Here is a 23532-nt window from a genome sequence, read left to right as displayed (position 1 = left end):
AAATCTCATCTCATCGTCTCTAGGATTTATATAGAATATTAGCTAGTCTTTTATCCAAAAAACTATGCAAAAGAAGAACGTCGTCATCGGCTTCCTCGGCACCCAGCTGGATGCCGGCCAGGGTGCAGGCCGCTGGGCGAAATGGCGGCCCACGGTATCGCTGGTCCAGCACGAAGACACGCTGATCCACAGGCTCGAGCTGTTCTATCCGACGCGCTACAAGGCGCTGGCCCAGGTGATGCAGCAGGACATCGCCAACCTGTCGCCCGACACCATCGTGAACCTGATCCCGATGGACTTCGCCGATCCCTGGGATTTTGGCGAAATGTACGGGGCGCTCTACGACTGGACGCGCGGCTATCGTTTCGACCCGGAGCGCGAGCAGTACTGGGCGCACATCACCACCGGCACGCACGTCGCGCAGATCTGCATGTTCCTGATGGTGGAGTCGCGCGCCATTCCTGGCGTGCTATTGCAGACCGCGCCGCCCAGGAAGCAGGCGGGCGAAGGTCCCGGCAAGTACACGCTGATCGATCTGGACCTGTCGCGCTACGACGTGCTGGCCCGCCGCTTCAGCCAGGCGCGCGAGGACGCGCTGCAATTCCTCAAGAGCGGCATTGCCACGCGCAACAAGGCGTTCAATACGCTGATCGAAGAGATAGAACGGGTGGCGGTGCGCTCGCAGGCGCCCATCCTGCTGACCGGCCCCACCGGCGCGGGCAAGTCGCACCTGGCGCGCCGCATGTACGAATTGAAGAAGTCCCGTCACCAGGTCCAGGGCGAATTCGTCGAGGTCAATTGCGCCACGCTGCGCGGCGACGGCGCCGCCTCGACGCTGTTCGGCCACAAAAAAGGCGCTTTCACCGGCGCGGCCGCGGACCGGGCTGGCCTGCTGCGCACGGCCCACCAGGGCGTGCTGTTCCTGGACGAAATCGGCGAACTCGGCCTGGACGAGCAGGCCATGCTGCTCAAGGCCGTGGAAGAAAAGCGCTTCCTGCCCATGGGCAGCGACCGCGAGACCAGCAGCGACTTCCAGCTGATCGCCGGCACCCACCGCGACCTGCGCGTGGACGTGGCGCAGGGGCGCTTCCGCGAAGACCTGTATGCGCGCATCAACCTGTGGTCCTATGACCTGCCCGGACTGGCGCAGCGGCCCGAGGACATCGAGCCCAACGTCGACCACCTGCTCATGCGGTCCGCCGAGGAAACCGGCGCCGTGGTCCGGTTCAACGCCGAAGCGCGCACGCGCTACCTGAAGTTCGCCAGATCGTCCGAGGCCAAATGGATCGGCAACTTCCGCGACCTGTCGGCCAGTATCACGCGGCTGGCGACGCTGGCGGACGGCGGCCGGATCCCGCTGGAACTGGTGGAAGCCGAGATCCAGCGTCTGAACTGGCTATGGCAGCGCGGCGCGCCCGCGGACCGCGACGGCGACAGGACGCGCCTGGACGCGCTGCTGCCCGCCGACGCGGCCGATGGCCTCGACCTGTTCGATCGCCTGCAGCTCCAAGCCGTCATCGGCGTGTGCCGGCAATCGGACTCGCTGTCCGAGGCGGGACGCAAGCTGTACAACCGCTCGCGCGCGCAACGCACCGTGGTCAACGATGCTGACCGCCTGCGCAAATATCTGCTGAAATTCGGCTTGAACTGGGAAAGCGTTTCGGGCCGCGAAGGCTGACGCCGCCCAGCCGGCAAGGAACAAGCGCCGGGCAACTCTGCCCGACGCTTTGCTGGCAACCATGCCCGCCTCAGCCCGCCTGCTCTTCCTGCGGCCAGTCGCGCAGCACCGGCGCATCCGGCGCGCCAGGCCCCACATCGCGCAGATGGTCGTGCTGCAGCAGGGCCATGCGGTAGGCGTCGCGGTAGCCGCCGTTGGAAAAGAACTCTTCCTTCAACAGCCCTTCGATCTGGAAGCCGCAGCGCTCGTAGATGTGCACGGCGGCGGTGTTGTCCTTGTCCACCACCAGATAGACCTTGTGCAGGTTCAGCACGCGAAAGGCATAGCCCACCGCGATGCGCGTCGCCGCCTTGGCGTAGCCCCGGCCCTGATAGCTGGGCGCGATGATGATCTGGAATTCGGCGCGGCGGTGGATGTAGTCGATTTCCACCAGCTCGACCAGGCCGGCGGGCTGCCCGGTGTCGTGCTCGATGATGAAGCGCCGCTCGTTCTGGTCGTGCAAGTGGCGGTCATACAGGGCGACCAGTTCGTCGTAGGCCTCGTAGGGCTCTTCGAACCAATAACGCATGATGACGTCGTTATTGTTGATCTTGTGCACGAAGTGCAGGTCGCCACGCTCCAGGGGGCGTATTTTGATATCGGTTGTGACCGACATGGTGATACCTCCGAAAGTGCGCCCATTGTAAGCGGGCGCGGCCCGACGCGCTGGCGCTCAGCCGCCCGAGAACGCCGGCAGGCGTTGTTCGATGCGCCGCATGACCTCATTGGCGGCGGACGACAGCGGCCTTCCCAGCCGCAGGAGCGCCTGGCATTCGGGCGCGCTCAGGATGGGATGCGCGATCGGAATCGCCACCAGTTCGCCGCTGGCCAGCTCATGATGCACGCCCAGGTTCGGCATCAGCGTCACGCCGGCCCCCGTCATTGCGTACTGCTTCAGTACGCGCAGCGAATTGGTGGTGAGGCTGGGCGTCAGGTGGATGCGCTCGGTGAATTCCAGCAGGTCCACCGCCTGGCGCAGCCCGTAGGGCGCGGACATCAGCGCGAAGGGATACGGCATGATGTCGGCGATGGTCAGCGGCCCTGGACGCGAGGCCAAGGCGTGGCCGCGGCCCGCCAGCAGGCAGACCGGATGCTTGCGGCTGGCGCGGCAGCGCAGCCGCGGGTCCACCGGCGGGTTGTAGGCCAGCCCGATGTGGGCCGCGTCCGAAGCCACCGCCTCGACCACCTCGTTGACCGAACCGACGTTGACGCTGATGTTGATCTGCGGATATTCGATGCAGAACGGTCCGACCACGTGCTCCATCAAGCCGTCGATGAAGCCTTCGCTGATCATCAGCTGCACGTTGCCGCGCTGCATGCCGCGCAATTCCTGCAGGCGCGCGTTCAGGTGTTCCTGCTGGGCGCGGCAGCCGCGGTGGTACTCCAGCAGCATGTCGGCGGCCTCGGTGGGCGTCAGTCCGCGCGAGCGCCGCTCGAACAGTTGCACGCCCAGCTCCTTTTCCAGCAGCTGGATCTGCCGGCTGATGACCGAGGCCGCCGTATCCAGCTTGTCGGCCGCGCCCCGTATCGAGCCGCAGGCCATGACCTCGTTGAAGTACTTCAGGCGGACCTGGCTGATTTCCTGCATATCCCGCATTCCTGGGGCGCTAGGCCGCGCCAGTTGAAAGTGATTCGAGTGTTGCCCATAGGGCAACGATAATTTATCACCCCGGTCATTGTTCGGAACGCCGCAGTCTTCCAATATGGCGGCCCGGAAGCCATGAGGATTCCGGCCCAACCCCAGCCACCGCGGGCGCCAGACCCGCGCGAGGAGACATGCAATGCCCCATCCGACCACGCCGGGCGCGGACCCGCGCCTGGCCCCGCTCTATCGCAAGATCACGTGGCGCCTGCTGCCCTTCTTGCTGCTCTGTTACGTCTTTGCCTACCTGGACCGCATCAACATCGGCTTCGCCAAGCTGCAGATGCAGCAGGACATCGGCATCTCCGACGCCGTCTACGGCCTGGGCGCCGGCATCTTCTTCCTGGGCTACGTCATCTTCGAAGTGCCCAGCAACCTGTTGCTGACCCGCATCGGCGCGCGCCGCACGATCAGCCGCATCATGGTGCTGTGGGGCCTGACCTCCGCCTCGATGCTGTTCGTGCAGGGCGAATGGAGCTTCTACATCCTGCGCTTCATGCTGGGCGTGTTCGAAGCCGGCTTCGCGCCCGGCATGATCTTCTACCTGACCTACTGGTATTCGCAGTCGCGCATGGCCGGCGTCATGGCGGTGGTGATGCTGGCCGGCCCCATCGGCGGCATCGTCGGCGGTCCGGTATCCGCCTGGATCATGACCGCGTTCTCGGGCGCGCACGGCCTGGACGGCTGGCAATGGATGTTCCTGCTGGAAGGCCTGCCCTGCGTGCTGCTGGGCGTGATCGCCTACCGCTACCTGGACGACAAGCCCGCCGAGGCCAAGTGGCTCAGCGCCGATGAAAAGGCGCTGCTGGCCGCCGACCTGGAAACCCGAGGCGCGCAGCAGAAGCATGCCTTCAAGCAGGTGCTGCGCGATCCCGCCATCTACCGCATGGCGTTGACGTACTTCTGCCTGATTTGCGGCATCTATGCCGTCAGCTTCTGGCTGCCCACGCTGCTCAAGCTGGCCGGCGTGCAGGACACTATGGAAATCGGCCTGTATTCCGCCGTTCCGTACATCGCGGCGGCCGCCTTCATGCTGTGGTTCGCGCGCAGCTCGGACCGCATGCAGGAACGGCGCTGGCACACCCTGGTGCCCGCCCTGCTGGCCGGCGTGTCGCTCTGCATCGCCACCGCCGCGCCGACGCAATTCGCGCTATCCCTGACGGCCATCACGCTCGCCACGGGCTTCATGTGGGCCTCGTACACGGTATTCTGGGCGATTCCTTCGCAGTACCTCAAAGGAGAGGCAGCAGCCGGCGGCATCGCCCTCATCAACAGCATCGGCCTGCTCGGCGGCTTCCTCAGCCCGTCCATCATCGGCTGGTCCAAGGAAGCCACCGGCACGCTGGCTGGCGGCCTGTACGTGATTTCCGCCTTGCTGGTGGCAGGCGCCCTGCTCCTGCTGGTGAACCGTCCGCCCCGTTCCGCGCCCGCCCGCGCCTGAAGTCCAACTCACAGGAAACGATCATGCATATTCTGGTTGCTGGCTTCCAGCACGAAACCAACACCTTCGCGCCGTCGCTCGCCGCCTACGACAACTTCGTGCGCGGCGAAGGCTTCCCCGCCATGGTGCGCGGCAAGGACATGCTGGCGCTGCGCGAGGTCAACATCCCCGCCGGCGGCTTCATCAACGCGATGACCGCGCAGGGCCACACCATGGAAACCGTGATCTGGGCCGGCGCCAGCCCGTCCGCGCACGTGACGCGCGACGCCTACGAACGGATCGCCGGCGAAATCCTGGACGCCGCCCGCAAGGGCGCCTATGACGCCGTCTATCTGGACCTGCACGGCGCCATGGTGGCCGAGCACCTCGATGACGGCGAAGGCGAACTGCTGGCGCGCATGCGCCAGATCGTCGGCCCGACGGTTCCGGTAGTCGCCAGCCTGGACCTGCACGCCAACGTGACCGCGCAGATGCTGCATGAAGCCGACGGCCTGGCCGCGTTCCGCACCTACCCGCACGTGGACATGGCGGATACCGGCGTGCACGCGGCGCGCCTGCTGCTGGCCCGCATCGCGGCCGGCGGCAACTGGCACCGCAGCGAGCGCCGCCTGCCCTTCCTGATTCCCATCAATGGCATGTGCACGATGCTGCAGCCCTCGCAAGGCGTGTACGAACTGCTGGAACGCCTGGAGCGGACGCCCGGCGTGACCTCCATCTCGTTCGCGCCGGGTTTTCCGGCGGCCGACTTCCCCGAGTGCGGCCCGGTGGTCTGGGCCTACGGCACCGATGCGGCAGCCGTCGAAAGCGTGACCGAAACCCTGTACCAGCGCGTGCTGGAACTGGAGCCGCAATGGTCGCCCGACTTCCTCGAACCGTCCGAGGCCGTGCGCCGCGCGCAGGCCCTGGCGGCGGGCGCGTCGCGCCCGGTGGTCATCGCCGACACGCAGGACAATCCGGGCGCGGGCGGCGACGCCAACACCACCGGCATGCTGCGTGCGCTGGTTCAGGCCGACGCCCAGAATGCGGCGCTGGGGCTGTTCTACGACCCCGAGGCGGTGCGCCAGGCCACGGCGGCCGGCGTCGGCGGCAAGGTCCGGCTGAGCCTGGGCGGCCAATCCGGCGTGGCAGGCGATTCGGCTTTCGAAGGCGAATTCGTGGTCGAAACCCTGTCGCCCGGCAAGCTGCGCTTTGACGGACCGATGATGAACGGCATGGACGTCGACCTGGAAGCCGTGGCCGGCCTGCGGATCGGCGGCGTGCGGGTGGTGGTCAGCGCCACCAAGTCGCAGATGCTGGACCGCAACCTGTTCCGCGTCGGCGGCGTGCAGCCCGAGGAGATGGCGATACTGGTGGTGAAGAGTTCCGTGCACTTCCGTGCGGACTTCCAGCCCATCGCCCACGAAGTGCTGGTGGCCAAGGCGCCCGGCCCGATGCAGGCCGACCCGGCCGACCTGCCCTGGACCCGGCTGCAGCCCGGCATCCGCGTGCGTCCGCAAGGCAAGCCGTTCTCTGACTGAGCCCCCCCACCCCGCCGCCAGCCGGCGGGGTTTGCTTTCGCGCGACGCAGTGGCAGACTGGAGGCATGAAAAAGCTCCACACGCTCGCCTATCCGCGCCTCAGCGCGCCGGACTCCGCGTTCATCGAGGAGTGCCGGCGCCAGCATGACGGCCAGCATCCGCTGGTGCAAGCGCACTTCACCATGGCATTTGGCTGCGCGGGCATCGACGAACAGGCCTACCAGCAGCACCTCGAAGAAGTCGCCGGCCTGCTCGGCCCGATAGACTTCGTATGCCGCTACGCCATGCTGGGCGCCGACTCCGCGCACGCTTATGCGTACCTGGTTCCCGATGAAGGCCACAGCCAGCTGTCGCGCCTGCATGACGCCCTGTACCGCCAGGTGCTGGCGCCGACCTTGCGCCTGGACATTCCTTATGTGCCGCACATCACCATGGGGTCGTCCACCAATCGCGCACTGATGAAATCGCTGTGCGACGAACTCAACCGCAACGGACTCGAAATCCGCGGCACGGTCGACAGGTTGACGATGGCCGTCCTGGAAAATGGCGTGCTGACCGATCTGACTTCGGCCCGGCTTTCCGGCTGAGGGGCCAGGCGCGGCCTGCCCCGCCCCCGCTCACTACTTCAGCTTGCCCTGCGGACTGACGAAGTCTTCCAGCGTCAGGCCCTTTTCCTTCAGGATGGCTTCCAGCAGCGGCTGCAGCCTGCCCAGGCTTTCCTGCACGGTTTCGCGCACGGTATCGACCACCACCTGGGTGCTGCGTTCGATTTCGATGTTGACGAAATCGCCCACCTGCTTGTCCTCGAACACCGTCATGCGGCGGGTTTCCGGAATCAGCCAGACCTCGAACCAGCCCTCGGCGCGATTGACTTCCGATACGGTCAGGCTGGCGCCGTTGATGGCGATATAGCCCTTGGCGAAGACATACTTGCGGAAAGCCTCGGGGATGCTGAAGCGCATCAGACGGTTGGTGTCGGATGACTTCACCATCACCACTTCAGAGGTGAAGTCCACGTGCCCGGACAAGGGATGGCCGCCGATCTCGGCGCCATCCTTGGCGGCCCGCTCGACGTTGGCGCGGTCGCCCTCCTGGTAGCTGCCCAGGGTGGTGATGGCCAGGCTTTGCAGCATGACGTCGAAAGTCGCCTGGTTCTCGGACAGGATTTCCGTGACGGTCAGGCAGACGCCATCGGTGGACACGCTGGCGCCGATGGCCAGGTCCACGCAAAAACCAGGGGGGAAATCCAGCGTGAAAGTGCGCAGGCCTTCGCGATCCGCGATCTTGGCGATCTTCGCGGTGCCTTGAACAATACCGGTGAACATACGGATCCTGAATGCGGGGCCGGGCCCCTGAAGCAAAACATCAACGTTAACCGATATTTTGCCAGGGGCCGGACTGCCCGCAAGCCAGGATCAGTGGCGGATGGCGATCGTCTTCAGGGTGGTGAAGCCGTACAGCGCTTCAAAGCCCTTCTCGCGGCCGTAGCCCGATTGGCGCGAACCGCCGAAGGGCAGCTCCACGCCGCCGCCGGCGCCGTAATTGTTGATGAACACCTGACCGGCGCGCAGCTTGCGCGCCAGGCGCAGCTGGCGGCCGCCGTCGCGGGTCCAGACGCCGGCCACCAGGCCGTACAGCGTGCCATTGGCGATTTCCAGCGCCTCTTCCTCGGTGTCGAACACCATGGCGGCCAGCACCGGACCGAAGACTTCTTCCTGCGCCAGGCGGCTGTTGGGCGGCACGTCGCGGAACAGTACGGGCGGCTGGTAGAAACCGGCCTCGGGCGTGCCTTCCTTCAACTTGCCGCGGGCGGCGACCTTCATGCCTTCGGCCTCGGCTTCAGCCAGGAAGCCGCGCACGCGGTCCTGCTGGCGCGCGTTGATCAGCGGACCCACGTCCAGGTCGGCCGCGGCCGGACCGGTGACGGTGGCCGAAAACGCGTCGGACAGGCGCTTGAGCACCGTTTCGTACACGCCGCGCTGGATCAGCACGCGGCTGCCGGCCGAGCAGGTCTGGCCCGCGTTCTGGATGATGGCCGCCAGCAGCACCGGCATGGCGGCGTCCAGGTCGGCGTCGTCGAACACGATCTGGGGCGACTTGCCGCCCAGTTCCAGCGTGACCGGCACATGGTTCTCGGCGGCGGCATGCGCCACCATCTTGCCCGTCTGCGGCGAACCGGTGAACGAGATATGGTCGATGCCCGGGTGGGCGGACAGCGCCGCGCCGGCTTCATGGCCATAACCCGTGCAGATGTTCAGCGCGCCGGCCGGCAGGCCGACTTCGGCGGCGATCTCCGCCAGCTTCAGGAGCGACAGGCAGGCGTCTTCCGCCGGCTTGACCACGCAGGCGTTGCCGGCGGCCAGAGCCGCGCCCACGCTGCGGCCGAAGATCTGCAGCGGGTAGTTCCAGGGCACGATGTGGCCGGTGACGCCGTGCGCTTCGCGCACCGTCAGCACGGTGAAGCCCGGGGTGTAGGGAATGGTCTCGCCATGCAGCTTGTCGACCGCGCCGGCATAGAACTCGAAGTAGCGCGCCACGGCGGCGGCATCGGCGCGTGCCTGCTTGATGGGCTTGCCGGTGTCCGCCGATTCCAGCTGTGCCAGTTCTTCCTGGCGGTCCAGCAGCGCGAAGGCGATGCGCATCAGCAGGCGGCTGCGCGCGGCGGGCGCCATCTGGCCCCACTCCCCTTCGAAAGCCTCGCGCGCCGCGGTCACCGCGCGATCCACGTCCGCGGCGCCCGAGCGCGCGATCGCCTCGAAGGGCTTGCCATCGGACGGGTTCAGGACGGGAATGGTTTCACCGGTGGCGGCTGCCACCCATTGGTTGGCGATAAAGTTCTTCTGAGTCACGATGTGCGGAGTAAAGTAGCGGCCGGACGGCCGGTTGCGGGGATATGGCGTCGCGCGCGGATTGCGTTTTGGTTTCGGGTCAAGGTACGGGAGCGGCCCGCAACTTGTCAATTGAATTGACAGCTTTTGTCCCAAGAGTCAGGATATTTCCTGGTCACCTCGGGTAATCCCTAATAATTCAGCGGCTTAACGCCACCCCGGATTTGTCATGGTGACTGACAAGCCCGGCAATGCATGTAGGAATGACGATGAGCAATGTGCGGGATCCACAGCTGGAATCGCTGCTGCAAGCCGTGGACCGCCCCCGGCCGGAATTGGACGTGCTGGCGGAAGTGGCCTCGGGCCTGGGCTACGTGCGCGCCGAGCGCTTTGCGGAGCGCGTCTACGAAAGCCTGTTCTATGCCATTGCCACCGGCAAGATCGCGCCCGGCAACAAGCTGCCGACGGAACTGGAGCTGGCCGCGCTGTTCGAGGTATCGCGGCCAGTGGTCAGGCAGGCGCTGGATCGGCTGCGCGAAGACCAGCTGGTGGACTCCATCCGCGGCTCGGGCACCTACGTGCGCGCAAAGCCCGACCTGATGGGCGGCATGCCCGCGGTGGACCCGGCGCGCCGCGTTGGCCACATCCTGGAAGGCCTGGAACTGCGCATGGTGATCGAGCCCGAATGCGCCTACCTGGCCGCCTTGCGCCGCACCGACGAAGACCTGCGCGAAATGGACCGCATGCTGACCGGCTACGAAGAAGCCGACGCTTCCGGCGCCATCGCCCACCATCACGATTACGGATTCCACCGCGCCATCGCCGCGGCCACCAGCAACCAGCGCTTCGTGCAGGTGCTGAAGTCCCTGGAGTACGACGTCAGCCACGCCGTGAACGTCATGCGCCACCTGGTCCACAGCGAACCCTGGAAGCGCACCCGCGCCGCCATCGAGGAACACCGCCACATTTACCGGCTGATCCAGGAACAGGACGCCGAAGGCGCACGCAACGTCATGCGCGCCCATATTGAAAAAGCCCGCAGCCGCATGCTGAACAGCGGCTCGGAACACTGAGCAGGAAGCCTTAACGACATGTCATCGCAGCAACGCCCCTCCCTGGACCTGAACCAGCAACTCGTCGTCGTCACCGGCGCCAGCCGCGGCCTGGGCGCCGCCATCGCCCGCGCCTTCCTGCGCGAAGGCGCCAAGGTCGTCGTCAACTATCTGAACAGCGCCGAACGCGCGCAGGCGCTGGCCGCCAGCGCGCCGGACCGCGCCATCGCGCTGCAGGCCGACGTGCGCGACCCGGCCGCCGTCGCCGCCATGTTCGCGCAGGCCGCCAAGCATTTCGGCCAGCCCGTTGCCACGGTCGTCAACAACGCCCTGCCGGCCTTCCAGTTCAACGGCGACGCCCGTCCGCATGCCGGCGCACTGGACTGGACACAGATGAACGCGCAGCTGGAAGGCAGCGTGCGCGCCGCGCTCAACACCACGCAGGCAGCCCTGCCCGGCATGCGGACAGCTGGCGGCGGACGCATCATCAACGTCGGCACCAACCTGGTCCAGAACCCGGTGGTGCCGTACCACGACTACACCGCGGCCAAGGCCGCGCTGCTGGCTTTCACCCGCACCTTGTCGCATGAATTGGGGGCCGATGGCATTACCGTCAATATGGTTTCGGGCGGCTTGCTGCGCACCACCGACGCCTCGGCGGCCACGCCGGACGCGGTCTTCGACATGATTGCCGCGGGCACGCCGCTGCGCGAAGTCACCACGCCCGAGCAATTCGCCGACGCCGTGCTGTTCTTCGCCAGCCCCTGGTCGCGCGCGGTGACCGGACAGAACCTGATCGTCGACGGCGGGCTGGTAAAAGGCTGATGCAAGACGCGACGGCCTGACGCGCCATGGGCCGGCAAACCCTAGGCCTGCAGCCGTCGCGCGCTGATTTCCACTGCGGCGTACTTGATGCCCTTGAGCGCGGCATCCTCGCTCACGAAGGCGGAATCGCCCACGCCTATCCGCGTCCATTCGCGGCCTGGCGCGGTGCGTACCCAGGCTTCGTAGCCTTGCTGCGCCGCCAGCGGCCTGAGTTCATATTCGAGCTGATGCCCGTTGAGCCTGATCACTCCGGTTTTCATTGTTTTCTCTCCGCGCCCGAGCGCTTTCCCGCGAGGCCGCAGGCGCGCATCAGGATGAGCCCAGGCCCCGTCGCGGGCGCTCCCCGGCAGTCCTGCGCCCGCACCACTTCGGACACGCGCTGCCCGTCCGCCATCCATTGGCGGGCAACGCTGACGATATCGGTGAACTCGGGCTGCGGCCCGTCCAACAGCCAGCCGACGATGGGGATGCCGGGAACTCCGGCCGCGCCAGGAGGAACCTGATCCAAATCAAGGGGCTTCATACTCCTCTCCGTTCAGGAAACTGTAGGGAGCGTAGACGCCGCGTCAATTCTCAGGCATTAGAAAACCGCAAAAAATAGAACATTTTGTGTACTTCCCCGCCCGCGGCCTGGAGCGAGCCATCCCAGGCTGCGCCATCCACTCAGGGTGGAAATAAAAATTCACACATAAACTATCTGGGCAACGCCGAGGAACGACAGCCTCTCATTGCACGGCAACCAGCTCGGCGGGCGCCAACTTCGCCAGATCCCCTGCAACCGACGTTTCGATCGCCGTGATCTGACCGTTCTCCATCCGTATCAGGCGGTCGGCCAGATGGAAATAGCGGTCGTCGTGGCTTGCCATGCCATGGCCGGCCTTGCATCGCCGCAGATTGTTCGTCCATCCACCTGCGCGGCGACAGCGGCCGCATGTCGGTCCAAGTCTTCTCGACATAATCGAGAACGGTTTTCTTGCCTCCCTTGACGCCGTCGACAGCGCGCCAGCCGCCGGTCACGCAGCGCGCGAACATGTGCAAGCGCATCCTTGCGAATGCGGCGCTGATCGAGCGTGCGGGGGGAAGGAGATGCAAACCGCTCACAGCGGCACGGCGTCGATGGCTGCAAACGTGGCGAAAACAAGCCTGAAAACTAGGCCTTGCCGCCGCGCTCCTCGGCGCCGGGGATATCGATATCGTTCGCGGGAGGAACCAAGCCCACCATCAACCACAGGCGGCCGGCCTTGTCGTAGGCCTGACGATGGGCCGCATCGACGGCAAGCCATTGCACCAATTCGGCTTCAGCGTTTGCGTCGAAGCTATCGTGCTCGTGGTGGCGCAGCACCCAGGACCAGGCAGCATCCCAGACCGGGTCTTGCTTCGAATCGATGTCATCGCCCATTGGCTACCGTCGGGCCTGAATGGCTAGTCGGCGCTATGGTATAGGAAAAGGCTATCCACGATAACTTCTTTGGGCGGCGGCATACCGTCCGAACCGCATGCTTGCGCCAACCAAGCCCAAGGCGCAACTGCGCAGCCCGATGCCTGCGGACTCAGACCTCCAACAAATCGCGGCAGCTGGCGACGGCCTCAGTGGCATCCCGGAGCATAAAGTTCACAAGCGTGGCCGAGCAGCCCATTTGCCGCGCCACCTCACGTTGCGTCAAACCGCCGAGCCTATAGAGTTCGAAGGCGCGCCGCGTCCTGGGCGGCAAGGTGCCGAGGATCTGGTCGATGGCATCGATCACCTGCCGCTCCTGGAAGCGACGCTCCGGCACGCAGCCGCCAGCGACCTGCGGCAATTCCCCATCGTCCGTATAAATGCGATACGTGGATTCGACGGCCTGACGGCGGCAATGGTCCAACGCCAGATTACGGACCACCTGGCAGCAGTAACCAAAAGGTTCGCTGACGTCGCGCGCGCATGACCCTTCAATGAGCTTCAGGTAGGCGTCTTGCGTCACTTCATCCGCGATCTCCGGCGTGCCGACGATTCTTTGCGCGATGCGACGCAGCTGCGCCCGATGTGCAATGAAAACGTCTCCAAGCCCCGCCCCCTGCGAACCCATGAACATCGAAGTGCCTCCGCGCACAGATCTATGGTGACTTGAAATAACTCAATCTATTGAGAAAAATTATTATTAATGGAAGATCGAATATCTAACGCCGCGCCCCCTTTGTTCGCCCAACCCAGCTCTTTTTATAGGGCCTCAAGCTAGCTACTGCATGGCGCCCTGAAAGCCTGAGAGTCAGCTTCAGCGCGGACAGGCCGCGGGCCCGGGCGGCGCAGCCACGGTATCATCTGCGTCTGTCCCCGGCGACCGCCGACCACGCCCCGGATGCATGGCCAGAAGATCAACTGGAACCGGGATCGTGGCGGGCGACGCCGCCGCAAGCCGCATGAATGAACGGTCTACGAAAATCATGAAATTAGCCACCTGGAACGTGAACTCCCTGAATGTGCGCCTGCCGCAGGTGCTGGACTGGCTGGCAGCCAATCCCGTCGACGTGCTGTGCATCCAGGAACTCAAGCTCACGGACGACAAGTTCCCCGAAGCCGCCTTCACCGAGGCCGGCTACCGCGCCGTCTGGGCCGGCCAGAAAACCTATAACGGCGTCGCCATCATTTCGCGCGTGCCCGGCACGTCCATGGTGCGCAACATTCCCGGCTATGAGGATCCGCAGCAGCGCGTCCTGGCGCTGACCTTTCCCAGCGCCGAAGGCGACGTACGCGTCGTCTGCGCCTACTGCCCCAACGGCCAGGCGGTGGGTTCGGACAAGTACGCCTACAAGCTGGACTGGTTCGAAGCCATGCGCGCCTGGCTGGCCGACGAGATCAAGCAGTATCCGCGGCTGGCGGTGCTGGGCGACTACAACGTCGCGCCAGCCGACGAAGACGTGCATAACCCCGAGAAATGGGAAGGCCAGGTGCTGGTGTCCGAGCCGGAGCGCAAGGCCTTCGGCGCCCTGATCGACCTGGGACTGGCGGATTCCTTCCGCCTTTTCGAGCAGCCGGAGAAATCCTTCAGCTGGTGGGACTACCGCCAGTTCGCGTTCCGCCGCAATGCCGGCTTGCGCATTGATCACGTCCTTCTGTCCGCGCCGCTGGTCAAACGCTGCACCGCCTGCGTCATCGACAAGGAGCCGCGCCGCAACGAGCAACCGTCCGATCACGCCCCTGTGGTGGCAACCTTGGAATTCGCCTGATTTTTTGCACGACGGCATATTGCGCAGGCCAAGAACATTCCTGTATAGTCTTGGTCTTGCTTCATTGGGGCGGTAGCTCAGCTGGGAGAGCGTCGCGTTCGCAATGCGAAGGTCGGGAGTTCGATCCTCCTCCGCTCCACCAAAATTCCCGCCAAGACAGGGCACTACATTTAGCGATGTGGTGCCCTGTTTTGCTTTATGCGCCGGATTCCGGCGCCTGCGGAATCTCGATCCCGCAGCATGCGGAGATCGGCGGGCCGCCAATGCGCCGCCCACCTATCGCAAGAGTCCGAGCAGCGCGGCGCGCGCCACGGCTGCAGTCCGATTTCGGGCGCCGAGCTTGGAAATGGCGTTCTTCGTGTGAAATCTGACCGTCGACTCGGCAATCGCCAGTATTTCGGACACGTCGCTGCTGGTCTTTCCGTCCGCCGCCCATTTTAGAATTTCGGTCTCGCGACGCGTCAATGGAGTATCCGGCGCCAATTTGAATCGCGGCAGCGTGACCCTGCTCAATGCCAGGTGCGCAGCGGTCACCAGCCATCGCATGCGCAATTCCTTGCTAATCAGTTCCTCGTCGGAGAGTTGCTCCTTCTGTCTGGCCAGCGTCAGCATCCCCCCGGTTCCGTAAGCGTCCAGGTTCGACTGAGACCACCCCACACAAAGGCCCGCCGCCTGCGCCTCGTCCCAAAGCTCAGGCGTTCCCGCAAACACCCTGTCCGACCAGACGATGGGTATCGCGGACTGGCCGCAGTGCTTTACGGTGGGGTCGATCTCCACGTAACGCGCCTGCGCGTAACGCTCCTGCCAGGAGATTGGATAATTGCTGATCATGACGACCTGGGGATTGGTAAACGGCAAGGCCGCCCCCACCACATACCCGCAATAAGAAAACCCCAGATTCAATGCAGCGGTGGCCACCTCCGTGAAAACGGCTTGCTCAGTGGTCGCGCTATTAGTCGCCAATAAAAGGTCTTGTGCCCACGGCTTCATTCCGAATTCCACCCTCGTGCATTTGCATCGCCATCATTTGAAAATCGCACGGCTGAAAATCAATAACGCCGCAGTCACAATATAGTTAAACTCCTGAAATATTTCAAAATTTAAACAAATATAATTACTTGTTCATTTTTTATTTATTGACAGGCGATATTCAAACGTTTGCATCGACGCGCATCGTCGTCGCGGCGTCTCGCAACGCATCCAGGAACAACGATGCCGCAGCCGCAGTGCGCACGTCCCGCCGCGTCATGATGCCCACGGGGTGCAGCCGCGCCTGCAAGGCCAGCGGCAGGATGGCCAGTTGCCCGTTGGCCGCCAGAGCACGAGCCACACGCAGCGGAATGGCCGACAGCAGCGAGGTCCGCTGCAATAGCGAGACGATCGTCAGAATGGCGCTGGATTCGATGGCAACCTGCGGGAAGCCCGCGCCGCGCGCCGACACGGCGGCGGCGACCATGCTGTAGAGCGCCGCGTTGCGCGACGGCAGCACCCAGCGGCATTTGTCCAGCGCCGCGCCGCTCAACCGGCTGCGCGAGGCCAGCGGATGGGCCGGGCCGCAGACCACGGCGGTGGCCTCGTCGTAAAGAATCTCGCATTGCAGGTCGGCGTCCGCCCCCTCCACCCCGAGCCGTCCCACCACGCAGTCCAGCTCGCCTGCGCGCAAGGCGGGCAACAACTGCTTTTCCAGGCCTTCGGACAGCTCGATGCGCAGCGCCGGATGCGTCTCCTGCAGGCGTTGCGCCGCCAGGGGCACGAGCAGATGCGCCACCACCGGGAAAATGCCCGCCCTCACCTTGCCGCTTGCGCCGTTGGCAGCGGCGGCGAGTTCGGCGTGCGTCGCGTCGAGTTCGTTCAGCAGCAGGCGGGCGCGGTCGATCATCAGCAAACCCAGCGCGGTCGGCGCGACGCCGTGATGCGAACGCTCGAACAAGGGCTGACCGGCCAGCGCTTCGGCCTCGCCCAGCAGCTTGCTCAGCGCGGGCTGGCTGAGGTGCATCGCTTCGGCTGCCCGGTGCAGATTGCCGACCCGTCCCAGCTCGTCCAGCAAGACCAGGTGGCGGATGCGCAGGCGCGACCGCAGCTGCTGCAAAGGGGGGATGTCCGGCATGGAATACGCCCGGCAAGTTGGTTATCGATTGATAAGGAATCGCAATTATCCAGTTATCGCCAACACGCCCATACTAGGGTCATCCCGCTAACCGGGTGATATCCAAAAAAAGGGGAATAGCCATGTTTCATCGTCTTGCCGCGCTGGCGCTGGCCTGCGCCCTGGCGCCCGCCGCCGCGTCCGCCGACATCCGCATCGGCGTGATCGCCAGCAGCACCGGCCCCGGAGCCTCCATGGGGTCGCTATACCGCAGCACCGTGCCGCTACTGCCCAAGACGCTGGGCGGCCAACCGGTGGAGTACATCGCGCTGGACGATGCGACCGATCCGTCGTCCGCGGTCAGGACGGCGCGCAAGCTGATCACCGAGAACAAGGTGGACGCCATCATCGGCCCGAGCAATGTGCCGACCTCGATGGCGGTCACGGAAGTCGCCCGCGAAGCGCGCACGCCGCAGCTCTCGTTGGCGCCCATCATGGTCAGCCCCGACCGCGCCGAATGGATCTTCGTGGTGGCCCATGGCATAGACCTGATGGTGGACTCGCTGACCGCCGACATGGCCAAGCGCGGCGTGAAGAGCGTGGCCTACATCGGCTTCTCGGACGCCTGGGGCGACGCCGTCTACCGCGCGTTGCAGGAATCGGCCGCCAAGCGCGGCATCACGGTGCTCAGCAACGAACGCTACGCGCGCACCGACAACTCGGTCACGGCGCAGGTGCTGAAGATTGTCGCTCTCAACCCCGGCGCGGTGTTGGTCGGCGGCTCGGGCACGCCGGGCGCCCTGCCCCATCTGTCGCTGCGCGAACGCGGCTATCAGGGCGTCCAGTACAACACGCATGGCGTGATCAACAAGGATTTCCTGAAGCTGGGCGGCAAGGGCGTGGATGGCGTCATTGTGCCCAGCGGCCCGGTACAGGTGGTGGAACAGCTGCCCGCGGACAGCCCGATCAAGCCGGTCGCCACGCGCTACGCCCAGCAGTATGAATCGACCTACGGCGCCGATTCGCGCAACGCCTTCGCGCCTTACACCTACGACGCCTATCTGTTGCTGGACGCGGCCGTGGCCAAGATTCCCGCGGGCACCCAGCCCGGCACCCCCGCCTTCCGCCAGGCGCTGCGCGACGCCCTGGAAAGCCTGCAGGGCACCGTCGGCACCCAGGGCATCTACATGATGTCGCCCACCAACCACAACGGTCTGGACGAGCGCGGCGTCGTGCTGATGCAGGCCCGTTCGGGCGCCTGGCAGTTCCTGCCGTAAGCCGCCCTTCTTGCAACAGGAGTCCGCATGACCGGCGTACACATTCCCTATGGCGTGTATTGGAGCACCCCATTCTCGCGCTGGCAGGGCAGCCTGTCGCGCCTGCACAGCCTGCGTTTCGCGGCCTGGACCGCCAGCCGTGAACTGGAGCGCCGCGGCATCTCGCCCGCGGCGCTGCAAAGCGCGGTGCTGGGCTGCTCGGTGCCGCAGCAGGGCTCGTTCTACGGCCTGCCCTGGGTGGCCGGCATGCTGGGCGCGCCCCATCTGGCGGGGCCGGTGGTCTCGCAGGCTTGCGCCACCTCGGTGCGGGGCCTGGCCGCGGCCGCGGCCGAACTCATGCTCGGCAACGCCGAAACCTCGCTGGTCCTCATGGCCGACCGCGTGTCCAACGGCCCGCAGCTCTACCATCCCGATCCCGCCGGCCCCGGCGGCTCCGGCGCGCATGAAAACTGGGTGTTGGACAATTTTTCGCACGATCCCTGGAGCGGCCTGTCCATGCTGCAGACCGGCGAGCGCGTGGCCGAACGCCATGGCATCTCCACGGACGAACAGAATGCCGTCACGCTGCGCCGCTACGAGCAGTACGCGCAGGCCTGCGCCGGCGGCCGCCGGTTCCAACAGCGTTACATGACGCTGCCCTTCGAGGTGCCCGACCCGCGCTACGCCAAAATCGCATCGGTGCTGGAAGGTGACGAAGGCATCCATGCCACCACAGAAGCGGGTCTGGCGCGCCTGGCGCCCGTGCTGCCCGGCGGCACCATCACCTATGGCGGGCAGACGCATCCGGCCGACGGCAACGCGGGCATGGTTCTGGCAACCGCCGCGCGTGCGCGTGAGTTGTCGCGCCGCCCCGAGATCGGCATCGAGATTCTGGGCTTCGGCCAGTCGCGCACCGAAAAGGGCTATATGCCGCAGGCGCCGATCGAAGCCGCCGGCCACGCGCTGCAACGCGCCAACCTGGCCGTGTCCGACCTGCATGCGGTGAAGACGCACAACCCCTTCGTGGTCTCGGACATTGCGCTGGCGCGCGCCACGGGGTTCGACGTCATGGCCATGAACAACTATGGCTGCTCGCTGGTGTGGGGCCATCCTCAAAGCCCGACCGGCCTTCGGTCCGTCATCGAGCTCATCGAAGAACTGGCCGAGCGTGGCGGCGGCCTGGGCCTGTTCACGGGCTGCGCGGCCGGCGACAGCGCGATGGCCGTGGTCTTGCGCGTGGACGCTGGCGGAGCGGCACGATGAGCCAATCCAGCCTTGAAGGCGTCCTGCGCATTCCCGCCCTGCTGGCCCGCGCGGCGCGCGACTGGCCCGAGCGCACGGCCCTGGTTTGCGGCACACGTCGCGTCGATTACCGGCGCTACGCCGCCGAAGTCTGGGCGACGGCCCGCCATCTGCGCGTCCACGCGCCTTGCGGCGCGCGCATCGCAACGCTGCTGGGCAATTCGGACCTGGCCTGCGTGGTGACGCTAGCGCTACAGTGCTCCGGCAACCAGCATGTGCCGCTCAATCCGCTGTATACCGCGCGCGAACTGGAGTTCATCCTGCGCGACGCGCAGCCCGCTCTGCTGATTGCGGACGCGGCATCGGCGGCCGTCGCGGCGTCGCTGGCCGCGGCGCTGGGCATCCCGTTGGTCGCCGAAGACGAGGCCCGTGAGTGGCTGAAGCCGGAGCCAGGCCTGGACGATGCGCCGCTGGACGATGCCGACGCCCAGGCGCCGGCCTTGCTCCAATACACCGGCGGCACGACCGGACACCCCAAGGGCGTGATCCTCGGACGCGACGCCATCGCCACCAATGTGCTGCAGCGGGAATTGGCCCTGCCCACCCGCTACGGCGCCGACAGCGTGCTTTGCGCCATGCCGCTGTTCCATTCCTACGGCATGGCCATGGGCCTGTTCCTGGCCGCCAGCGCCGCGGCCACGCTGGTGGTGCTGCCGCGTTACCGGCCCGACGACGTCTGCGACACCGTAGAGCGCGAGCGCATTACGTTGTTTCCCGGCAGCCCCACCATCTACACCGGCTTGCTGTCGCACCCGCGCTTCGCGGCCACCGACTGGTCCAGCGTGCGCGTCTGCTATTCCGGATCCGCCCCGCTGGCCGAAGAAGTGCACCGGCGCTGGGAAGCTGCGGTAGGCGCGCCGATCTACGAGGGCTACGGCCAGACTGAAGCGGGCCCCATCCTCACCTACAACGGCCCGGCCGGCGCCCGCCATGGTTCGGTCGGCACGCCCGTGGCCGGCACCGAGGTGCAGGTGGTCGACCTGGAATCAGGCACGGTCGTGCTGCCGCCCGGCCAGCGCGGCGAAATCCGCGCGCGTGGGCCGCAGATCATGCAAGGCTATCTGGCCAGGCCGGACGCCACCGCTGAAACCCTGCGCGACGGCTGGCTCTATACGGGCGATATCGGCGAGTTCGCGGAGGACGGTTTCCTGTACATCCGCGACCGCAAAAAGGATCTGGTGATTTCCGGTGGCTACAACGTCTACCCGCGCGAGATCGACGAGGTGCTGTACCTGCATCCGGACGTGGCCGAAGCCGCGGCGGTGGGTTGGCCGGACAGCTATCGCGGCGAGGTCATCCGCGCCTTCGTCGTCCTGCGGCCGGGCGCGGCAATCGACGAAGCCGGGCTGATCGCGCACTGCCAGTCGAACCTGGCGCGCTACAAGGTGCCGGCGGTCGTCTGCATACTCGACGCCCTGCCCTACACGGGCGCCAACAAGGTGGACAAGAAGGCGCTGCGCGCGCCATAAAGGCTGCGCGACGCCCCGGCAGGGGCGTCACGCGGCCGGCCCGCTGCTCACGCCGGGTCCCGATCCAGCCTGCGCACCGCCGCGCTCAGGGTCGAGAAATCGAACTCCTTGCGGCCGCGCAGCAGGCATCGCATCAGCACCGTCGTCACCACCGGCACCACCGCCGCCAGCAGGAAGGACTCCAGCAGGAACGAGGGCTTGTCGCCCGGCGCCGGGAAGTAGAACAGGCCCGCCGCCAAGCCGGAGAGGGTCGCGACAGTGGCGGTGAGGCCGTCGTGCTTGCGGCTGAACAATCCATAGAACACCGGAAAGGCGGCGGCGGAGCACAGCAGGTCGGCCAGCAGGAACAGGTACAGCACGCTGTAGCCCTGCGAGGCCACGATCATGACCGGAATGGCCATCAACAGCACCAGCCAGCGCGCCAGGCGCTTCATGGTCATGGAACTGGCGTTGGGCATCAGGCGGCGCATGTCGACCGCGATGATGCTGGAGACGGCGCTGATCGCCGTGTCGGCGGTGCTCATGACCAGCGACAGCCCCAAGGGAATCAACGCGATCACGAACCACGCGGGCGCATGCGGCATGATGACGCTGAAGAGCGCGATGGAGCTGTCGCCCTGGGGCGCCAGGCCGACGAAGGCCAGGCCGAACAGTCCCATGAGGAAGATGAAGGGCGCGACCAGCAGGCCGCCCAGCAGGAAGCCGTTGCGCATAGAGCGGGCATCGCGGGCGGCATAGATGCGCTGCCAGTTGCCCTGGTGGAAAATCCCCGTCAGCAAGATGGCGACGAAAAAGGTCAGCCCCGCCTTGATGCCCACCGGATCGGTCAGGTCCAGCAGCTGCGGCGCCTTGGCCTGCAGCGCTTCGATGGTGGGCATGGCGCCGCCCACGGCCTGCCAGCCGACCACGCACAGAATCACCAGCAGGGGCACGATCACCATCATCTGCACCTGGTCGGTGAAGATCGACGAGCGCAGGCCGCCGTAGGTGGTGTAGAGCAAGGTGGTGCCCATCACGATGGCCGCGGTGGCCCACAGCGGCACGGGCGCCAGCATGGTGACCAGCTTGGCGATCGCCGTGACTTCGGCCGACAGGGCAATGAAGAGATAAAACAGCATGATGAACAGCGCCAGGCCGTACATGGGCCGGCCGTAGCGCGCCATCAGGAACTCCGTCAGGGTGTGTCCGTGGGGAATCAGTTCGCGCATGCGCCGTCCCAGCGGAATCATGACCAGGCGCGGCGACATCGATCCCAGCGCGTAGCCGATCACCGCCGCCAGGCCGCCCCAGGTGGCAGCCTGCGCGGGCGAGAACAGGATCCACGCGCCCAGGGTCGAAGCCATCAGCGTCAGGATGGTGCCGAAGGCGCCCTGGCTGTTGCGGGCGACGATGTAGTCCTCCAGCGTGCCGCGCTTGCGGCGCGTGTACAGCACGCTGGCCACGGCAAAGCCGCCCGAAAACAGCAGCAGCCACATCAGGGCGGTGGATTGGGTCAACATGGGTTTCGGTCCTCCCGCTGCCGGCGGGCAGCCGGACGCGCAACGCGGCGGCCCCGCTGGTACGCAGGCCGCAAGATGAATGAAAGTCTAGGGAGGGCGCGCGGACTGCGCGATGTCCTTCCCTTCGCCGGCATTACCCGGATCAGGTTCAAAGGGTTACCGCGATGTCGCGGAATCTCAGCCCTTGCAGGGCTCCCCCAGGAATTGCCGCAAGATTAGGAGAGCGGCACGCCAATGTCAACGCGCCAGGCGCGGACGCCCGCCAGCGGCTTTTGTGCTAAGTTCGCCCGCGTGCGGCGGCCGTTTTCCTGTCCGCCGCTGCAATCGTAGAGCCTGACCATGCCTATCGCGCCTTTTACCGCCCCTGTCCGGGCCGGATCGCCATGCTGCATCTGAACCTGTTCATTTTCGGCTGCGGCCATCACCGCGCCGCCTGGCGCCATCCGGACTCGGCCGCCGAGCGGCTGGGCGACATCGCCTATTACGAAGAACTGGCGCGCACCGCCGAACGCGGCAAGCTGGACGCCATCTTCTTTGCCGATGGGCAATCGGTCGACAACATCGGCGACGGCCCGCGCTGGCACCTGGAACCGCTGACCGCCATGGCCGCGATCGCGCGCGCCACCTCCCGCATCGGCCTGATCAGCACGGTCTCCAGCACCTTCTTCACGCCCTTTCACGCGGCCCGCATGGTGGCCTCGCTGGACCATATTTCGGGCGGTCGGATGGGTTGGAACGTAGTCACGTCCATGTTCGACGCGGAAGCGCGCAATCATGGCTACGAGTCCATGCCGGGGCATGACTGGCGCTATGCGCGCGCCGAGGAATTCGTCGACGTCGCCTTGAAGCTGTTTGACTCGTGGGACGCGGATGCCCTGGCCATCGACCGCGCCGGCGACTACGGCGTGCCCGCGCGCGTGCACAAGATCGGCCATCACGGCGAGCATTTCCTGGTGGATGGCCCCCTGACGGTGCCGCGTCCGCCGCAAGGCCGCCCGGTGCTGTTCCAGGCCGGCGCCTCGGACCAGGGGCGCGATCTGGCCGCCCGGCGCGCCGAAGCGATCTACGCCGTCGCCTACGACCTGCCCGCTGCGCAAGCCTACTACCGCGACATCAAGCGGCGCGTGCTGGCCGCGGGACGCCAGGATTTCGTGCCGATCATGCCGGGCCTGGTCACCTACGTGGGTTCGACCGAGGCCGAGGCCCGGGCCAAGCAGCGCGAGCTCGACGTGTTGCTGCCCAGCGACGCTTCGCTGCGCCAGCTGGGCATGTTCGTGCTGCAGGACTGCTCCGCCTGGGAGCTGGACGCGCCCGTGCCGGCTCTGCCGCCCCTGGCGGAATTCACCGGCCCCAAGGGCCGCTACGCGACCATCCTGCGCATCATCGAAACCGAAAAGCCCACCGTGCGCCAGTTGCTCGGACGGCTGGCGGCCGGCGGCGGCCACTGCACCATGGTGGGCACGCCCGAACAGATCGCCGACCGGATGGAGCATTGGTACCGCAACGAAGGCGCCGATGGCTTCAATCTGATGCCGCCTTCCCTGCCCGGGGGGATCGATGATTTCGTCGAGCACGTGATTCCGGTGCTGCAACGCCGGGGCTTGTTCCGCACCGAGTACCAACACAGCACGCTGCGCGGGCACCTGGGACTGGGATCCCGATAGGCCGGCGCGGCCGTCCCCGGCGGGCCATCT

General features: G+C 66.0%; 23 protein-coding genes, 1 tRNA gene and 1 riboswitch. Of the genes, 12 read left to right on the top strand and 12 right to left on the bottom strand.

Annotated features, from left to right (window positions below; genetic code table 11):
- The first annotated feature begins 64 nt into the window (after positions 1-64).
- Positions 65-1678 (top strand): RNA repair transcriptional activator RtcR, encoded by a 1614-nt coding sequence (gene rtcR / locus ACZ5YA_RS02380; RefSeq protein WP_280014780.1) that lies wholly within the window; start codon positions 65-67, stop codon positions 1676-1678.
- Between the two features lie 70 nt (positions 1679-1748).
- On the opposite strand, the gene speG is transcribed toward rtcR, so the two are convergent.
- Both speG and ACZ5YA_RS02370 read right to left on the bottom strand, forming a co-directional pair.
- Positions 1749-2333: a spermidine N1-acetyltransferase gene (gene speG / locus ACZ5YA_RS02375; protein ID WP_013393257.1), complete on the bottom strand. Its 585-nt coding sequence runs from the start codon at positions 2331-2333 to the stop codon at positions 1749-1751.
- 57 nt (positions 2334-2390) lie between these two features.
- Positions 2391-3305, bottom strand: a complete 915-nt coding sequence (locus tag ACZ5YA_RS02370; RefSeq protein WP_251880631.1) for a LysR family transcriptional regulator — start codon at positions 3303-3305, stop codon at positions 2391-2393.
- Between the two features lie 193 nt (positions 3306-3498).
- Between ACZ5YA_RS02370 and ACZ5YA_RS02365 the strand changes: the two genes are divergently transcribed.
- The 3 genes from ACZ5YA_RS02365 (at position 3499) to ACZ5YA_RS02355 (ending at position 6904) form a co-directional block, all read left to right on the top strand.
- Positions 3499-4800: an MFS transporter gene (locus tag ACZ5YA_RS02365; protein ID WP_118933024.1), complete on the top strand. Its 1302-nt coding sequence runs from the start codon at positions 3499-3501 to the stop codon at positions 4798-4800.
- 23 nt (positions 4801-4823) lie between these two features.
- Positions 4824-6317 (top strand): M81 family metallopeptidase, encoded by a 1494-nt coding sequence (locus tag ACZ5YA_RS02360; protein WP_280014784.1) that lies wholly within the window; start codon positions 4824-4826, stop codon positions 6315-6317.
- A gap of 65 nt (positions 6318-6382) precedes the next feature.
- Positions 6383-6904, top strand: a complete 522-nt coding sequence (locus ACZ5YA_RS02355; protein WP_280014786.1) for a 2'-5' RNA ligase family protein — start codon at positions 6383-6385, stop codon at positions 6902-6904.
- A gap of 33 nt (positions 6905-6937) precedes the next feature.
- Here the strand turns inward: ACZ5YA_RS02355 and ACZ5YA_RS02350 are convergent, their stop codons facing one another.
- Positions 6938-7642 carry a riboflavin synthase gene (locus tag ACZ5YA_RS02350; protein ID WP_059374277.1) on the bottom strand — a complete coding sequence of 235 codons (705 nt, stop codon included), beginning with the start codon at positions 7640-7642 and terminating at the stop codon, positions 6938-6940.
- 90 nt (positions 7643-7732) lie between these two features.
- Positions 7733-9169 (bottom strand): aldehyde dehydrogenase family protein, encoded by a 1437-nt coding sequence (locus ACZ5YA_RS02345; RefSeq protein WP_187523986.1) that lies wholly within the window; start codon positions 9167-9169, stop codon positions 7733-7735.
- 245 nt (positions 9170-9414) lie between these two features.
- On the opposite strand from ACZ5YA_RS02345, the gene ACZ5YA_RS02340 reads away from it, so the two are divergent.
- Complete coding sequence (locus tag ACZ5YA_RS02340) at positions 9415-10218, top strand: FadR/GntR family transcriptional regulator (protein ID WP_054456557.1); 804 nt, start codon at positions 9415-9417, stop codon at positions 10216-10218.
- 18 nt (positions 10219-10236) lie between these two features.
- Positions 10237-11022, top strand: a complete 786-nt coding sequence (locus ACZ5YA_RS02335; protein WP_059374275.1) for a 3-oxoacyl-ACP reductase — start codon at positions 10237-10239, stop codon at positions 11020-11022.
- A gap of 41 nt (positions 11023-11063) precedes the next feature.
- On the opposite strand, the gene ACZ5YA_RS02330 is transcribed toward ACZ5YA_RS02335, so the two are convergent.
- The 5 genes from ACZ5YA_RS02330 to ACZ5YA_RS02310 all read right to left on the bottom strand — a co-directional run bounded on the left by ACZ5YA_RS02330 (position 11064) and on the right by ACZ5YA_RS02310 (position 13094).
- Entirely contained in the window at positions 11064-11282 is a 219-nt protein-coding gene (locus ACZ5YA_RS02330) for a hypothetical protein (protein WP_059374274.1), read from the bottom strand.
- The gene (locus ACZ5YA_RS02325; protein WP_059374273.1) at positions 11279-11545 is read right to left on the bottom strand and encodes a hypothetical protein; all 267 of its coding nucleotides are present in this window, start codon (positions 11543-11545) and stop codon (positions 11279-11281) included. The genes ACZ5YA_RS02330 and ACZ5YA_RS02325 overlap by 4 nt, the downstream gene beginning before the upstream one ends.
- A gap of 202 nt (positions 11546-11747) precedes the next feature.
- The gene (locus tag ACZ5YA_RS02320) at positions 11748-11888 is read right to left on the bottom strand and encodes a hypothetical protein (RefSeq protein ID WP_464091954.1); all 141 of its coding nucleotides are present in this window, start codon (positions 11886-11888) and stop codon (positions 11748-11750) included.
- A gap of 284 nt (positions 11889-12172) precedes the next feature.
- Positions 12173-12421 carry a FecR/PupR family sigma factor regulator gene (locus ACZ5YA_RS02315; RefSeq protein ID WP_464091953.1) on the bottom strand — a complete coding sequence of 83 codons (249 nt, stop codon included), beginning with the start codon at positions 12419-12421 and terminating at the stop codon, positions 12173-12175.
- A 151-nt stretch (positions 12422-12572) separates the two neighbouring features.
- Positions 12573-13094: a sigma-70 family RNA polymerase sigma factor gene (locus ACZ5YA_RS02310; protein WP_464091952.1), complete on the bottom strand. Its 522-nt coding sequence runs from the start codon at positions 13092-13094 to the stop codon at positions 12573-12575.
- Positions 13095-13443: 349 nt separating this feature from the next.
- Here ACZ5YA_RS02310 and xth point away from each other — a divergent pair, with 349 nt between their 5' ends.
- Both xth and ACZ5YA_RS02300 read left to right on the top strand, forming a co-directional pair.
- Positions 13444-14226, top strand: coding sequence for an exodeoxyribonuclease III (gene xth / locus ACZ5YA_RS02305; protein ID WP_059374222.1), 783 nt, complete (start codon positions 13444-13446; stop codon positions 14224-14226).
- Between the two features lie 66 nt (positions 14227-14292).
- Positions 14293-14368: transfer RNA gene (locus tag ACZ5YA_RS02300), tRNA-Ala, on the top strand.
- Positions 14369-14502: 134 nt separating this feature from the next.
- Here ACZ5YA_RS02300 and ACZ5YA_RS02295 read toward each other — a convergent pair.
- Positions 14503-15216, bottom strand: a complete 714-nt coding sequence (locus ACZ5YA_RS02295) for an autoinducer binding domain-containing protein (protein ID WP_059374221.1) — start codon at positions 15214-15216, stop codon at positions 14503-14505.
- 160 nt (positions 15217-15376) lie between these two features.
- Positions 15377-16333: a LysR substrate-binding domain-containing protein gene (locus ACZ5YA_RS02290; RefSeq protein ID WP_059374220.1), complete on the bottom strand. Its 957-nt coding sequence runs from the start codon at positions 16331-16333 to the stop codon at positions 15377-15379.
- A 122-nt stretch (positions 16334-16455) separates the two neighbouring features.
- Between ACZ5YA_RS02290 and ACZ5YA_RS02285 the strand changes: the two genes are divergently transcribed.
- Genes ACZ5YA_RS02285 through ACZ5YA_RS02275 form a run of 3 tightly spaced genes read left to right on the top strand, consistent with a single transcriptional unit; the run spans position 16456 to position 20339 of the window.
- On the top strand, positions 16456-17589 hold the full coding sequence (locus ACZ5YA_RS02285) for an ABC transporter substrate-binding protein (protein WP_059374219.1): 1134 nt from the start codon (positions 16456-16458) through the stop codon (positions 17587-17589).
- Positions 17590-17616: 27 nt separating this feature from the next.
- Positions 17617-18831 carry a thiolase family protein gene (locus ACZ5YA_RS02280; RefSeq protein ID WP_059374218.1) on the top strand — a complete coding sequence of 405 codons (1215 nt, stop codon included), beginning with the start codon at positions 17617-17619 and terminating at the stop codon, positions 18829-18831.
- Entirely contained in the window at positions 18828-20339 is a 1512-nt protein-coding gene (locus tag ACZ5YA_RS02275) for an AMP-binding protein (protein WP_059374217.1), read from the top strand. Before ACZ5YA_RS02280 ends, ACZ5YA_RS02275 begins: the two co-directional genes overlap by 4 nt.
- A gap of 47 nt (positions 20340-20386) precedes the next feature.
- On the opposite strand, the gene ACZ5YA_RS02270 is transcribed toward ACZ5YA_RS02275, so the two are convergent.
- On the bottom strand, positions 20387-21838 hold the full coding sequence (locus tag ACZ5YA_RS02270) for a sodium:solute symporter family protein (RefSeq protein WP_464091951.1): 1452 nt from the start codon (positions 21836-21838) through the stop codon (positions 20387-20389).
- A gap of 102 nt (positions 21839-21940) precedes the next feature.
- Positions 21941-22047, bottom strand: a riboswitch (TPP riboswitch).
- Positions 22048-22221: 174 nt separating this feature from the next.
- On the opposite strand from ACZ5YA_RS02270, the gene ACZ5YA_RS02265 reads away from it, so the two are divergent.
- Positions 22222-23502, top strand: a complete 1281-nt coding sequence (locus tag ACZ5YA_RS02265) for an LLM class flavin-dependent oxidoreductase (RefSeq protein WP_059374215.1) — start codon at positions 22222-22224, stop codon at positions 23500-23502.
- Positions 23503-23532: the final 30 nt, after the last annotated feature.

This window comes from Achromobacter sp. JCM 18799 (assembly GCF_055395645.1).
The sequence above is the reverse complement of the archived record's forward strand: the minus strand, read 5'-3'. Positions and strand labels throughout refer to the sequence as shown.

Coding starts and splice junctions, on each gene's coding strand:
- ACZ5YA_RS02335 (WP_059374275.1), top strand. CDS start 10,237: ATGTCATCGCAGCAACGCCCCTCCCTGGACCTGAACCAGCAACTCGTC.
- ACZ5YA_RS02315 (WP_464091953.1), bottom strand. CDS start 12,421: ATGGGCGATGACATCGATTCGAAGCAAGACCCGGTCTGGGATGCTGCC.
- ACZ5YA_RS02310 (WP_464091952.1), bottom strand. CDS start 13,094: ATGTTCATGGGTTCGCAGGGGGCGGGGCTTGGAGACGTTTTCATTGCA.
- ACZ5YA_RS02360 (WP_280014784.1), top strand. CDS start 4,824: ATGCATATTCTGGTTGCTGGCTTCCAGCACGAAACCAACACCTTCGCG.
- ACZ5YA_RS02270 (WP_464091951.1), bottom strand. CDS start 21,838: ATGTTGACCCAATCCACCGCCCTGATGTGGCTGCTGCTGTTTTCGGGC.
- rtcR (WP_280014780.1), top strand. CDS start 65: ATGCAAAAGAAGAACGTCGTCATCGGCTTCCTCGGCACCCAGCTGGAT.
- ACZ5YA_RS02340 (WP_054456557.1), top strand. CDS start 9,415: ATGAGCAATGTGCGGGATCCACAGCTGGAATCGCTGCTGCAAGCCGTG.
- ACZ5YA_RS02325 (WP_059374273.1), bottom strand. CDS start 11,545: ATGAAGCCCCTTGATTTGGATCAGGTTCCTCCTGGCGCGGCCGGAGTT.
- ACZ5YA_RS02285 (WP_059374219.1), top strand. CDS start 16,456: ATGTTTCATCGTCTTGCCGCGCTGGCGCTGGCCTGCGCCCTGGCGCCC.
- ACZ5YA_RS02295 (WP_059374221.1), bottom strand. CDS start 15,216: ATGAAGCCGTGGGCACAAGACCTTTTATTGGCGACTAATAGCGCGACC.
- ACZ5YA_RS02350 (WP_059374277.1), bottom strand. CDS start 7,642: ATGTTCACCGGTATTGTTCAAGGCACCGCGAAGATCGCCAAGATCGCG.
- ACZ5YA_RS02355 (WP_280014786.1), top strand. CDS start 6,383: ATGAAAAAGCTCCACACGCTCGCCTATCCGCGCCTCAGCGCGCCGGAC.
- ACZ5YA_RS02370 (WP_251880631.1), bottom strand. CDS start 3,305: ATGCAGGAAATCAGCCAGGTCCGCCTGAAGTACTTCAACGAGGTCATG.
- ACZ5YA_RS02365 (WP_118933024.1), top strand. CDS start 3,499: ATGCCCCATCCGACCACGCCGGGCGCGGACCCGCGCCTGGCCCCGCTC.
- ACZ5YA_RS02290 (WP_059374220.1), bottom strand. CDS start 16,333: ATGCCGGACATCCCCCCTTTGCAGCAGCTGCGGTCGCGCCTGCGCATC.
- ACZ5YA_RS02275 (WP_059374217.1), top strand. CDS start 18,828: ATGAGCCAATCCAGCCTTGAAGGCGTCCTGCGCATTCCCGCCCTGCTG.
- ACZ5YA_RS02280 (WP_059374218.1), top strand. CDS start 17,617: ATGACCGGCGTACACATTCCCTATGGCGTGTATTGGAGCACCCCATTC.
- ACZ5YA_RS02330 (WP_059374274.1), bottom strand. CDS start 11,282: ATGAAAACCGGAGTGATCAGGCTCAACGGGCATCAGCTCGAATATGAA.
- xth (WP_059374222.1), top strand. CDS start 13,444: ATGAAATTAGCCACCTGGAACGTGAACTCCCTGAATGTGCGCCTGCCG.
- ACZ5YA_RS02320 (WP_464091954.1), bottom strand. CDS start 11,888: ATGGCAAGCCACGACGACCGCTATTTCCATCTGGCCGACCGCCTGATA.
- ACZ5YA_RS02265 (WP_059374215.1), top strand. CDS start 22,222: ATGCTGCATCTGAACCTGTTCATTTTCGGCTGCGGCCATCACCGCGCC.
- speG (WP_013393257.1), bottom strand. CDS start 2,333: ATGTCGGTCACAACCGATATCAAAATACGCCCCCTGGAGCGTGGCGAC.